Source organism: Ruminococcus sp. MCC718 (genome assembly GCF_018783905.1).
GTDB lineage: Bacteria > Bacillota > Clostridia > Lachnospirales > Lachnospiraceae > Hominisplanchenecus > Hominisplanchenecus faecis.
This window is the reverse complement of record NZ_WQNP01000131.1, coordinates 106092-107864: the sequence shown is the minus strand read 5'-3', so window position 1 is coordinate 107864 and position 1773 is coordinate 106092. Positions and strand designations below refer to the sequence as shown.

The 1773-nt window shown below is 42.7% G+C and carries 1 pseudogene; it reads right to left on the bottom strand.

Features of this window, described 5'->3' with window-relative positions:
- A pseudogene (locus GPK60_RS11455) lies at positions 1–1773 on the bottom strand (VaFE repeat-containing surface-anchored protein); the annotation flags it as partial.

Here is a 1773-nt window from a genome sequence, read left to right as displayed (position 1 = left end):
TTTCCGGCTTCGATTTCTTTCTTGCCGTTCTTGTCCGTAGCGGTCGTATGGATTTTGATGATACGTTCTGTGATAAGAACGGTCTGTCCATCATCGTTGATGTCCTTATGTTCGGCAACCTTGACAGGCTCTTTCGGATTGCTCATATCGTACAATTCCTCAAAGGTAACAAGGTTCTGACCGCCAAGAGCTGAACCGTCAAAGCTGTAAGTAATTTCAACTACCATTTTTTCGCTGTCAGCAGTGAAAGTGTAATCACTGTCTACACATTTCCCGTCAATCAGAAGTTCGGCATTTTCTTCCTTTAACATCTGCCAGCCGGATAATTTATATTTTGTTCCAACTTCCAAGCCATCAAGTGTGACTTTGTCCACGATCTTGATGTCTTTTCCGGCAACAATCATTTTTTCGCCAGTTTTCTTGTCGGTAGCTGTGGTATGGATTGTGATTTCTTTTTCATATTCATCGGTCAGTGTCCCTAAATTTACGGTCACTTTATTTCTGGATACGACCACCTCAAAAGCTGGAATCAGCTTAAATCCGGCGTTGGAATCACACTTTAATTCCTCAATCACATAGGTATCATAAAGTAATGCACCTTTGCTGTCGTCTGGTTCAGATGTTCCAAACCATACACCGTCCTCACTGGATTTTCCGGCATTGGTATTGACCTTGTGGGAAGCCCAGCTTGAAGCAGTGGAGAACTAACCGTTTTTGTCAGTGACTACAATATGGGATTCTCCCGTTGTCTTGCTTGTAATTCTGAATGGAACACCTGCAAGGCGTTTGTGTGTACCTGCACCGATTTTTACACCCTCAATATCGCCACGCTTAATCTGGTTGTAGACAGAGTGGGATTTGTCAGTCAAGTCTACGATTTTTCCATCTTCTGTGATAGAAAAGTCGATTGCCTTTGCACCATCTGTCAAGTAGCCCTCTGGTGCTTTGCTTTCTTCTAATCTGTAATTTCCGTAAGGGAGTAAATCAGCAGAAGTAGAAGCGATTCCGTCAATTCCTGTCTGAATCTTCTTGACAGTTTCATTCTTGCTGTATAATTTTCCCACAACCAGTACAGGACTGTCATTTAAAGAAATGATATTGAACTCTGTGTACTGTAAGGTCGCACTTCCCTGTGCTTTGGTATCCTTTGTTTCAAGGTCACGTTTCTGGATTTTTACACCGCCACGGATAACCTTGTCAGATACGGAATACTGGTTGCTTCCAGAAAGTACGGCAAGTTCGCCATCTTCGGAAATCTGTGTAAGGTACGTTCCCTTAATCTGTTCAGAACTTCCGTCAGCCTGCATATATGCACCATCTAATAAGTAGCCGTTTGGTGCTTTTGTTTCTGTGACAGTGAGTGTACCAAGTGGCAGTACATTCTTACCGTCCTGTGTATAGAAGCTGTCGCCGGATACTTTGTAGCTGTCGGCAAGTCTGGATACATAATGGATAGTTCCGTCATTGTCTTTTTCGGCAACTGTTTTGGTTGTCCATGTACGGGTAGCCTTTGCAGGAAGATTGTCTGCATTGTAGTAACCGTCATAATAGCTCCATGTGAACTCTGCACCCTCTAAAGAAGCAGTTCCCTGTGGAGTAGATTTTCCTGTTTCCATGTCAATTTTGAATAAATCAATCAAAGTTTCTGTGACCTTTGGAGTGTCAGCAACAGTTAATGTCGCTGTTTTTCCAACTTCCACATTTAAGGCATGGACAGTAGAATCCAGCTTATAACCCTTTGGAGCAGAAAGCTCTTTGATGTAAATTGTTCCT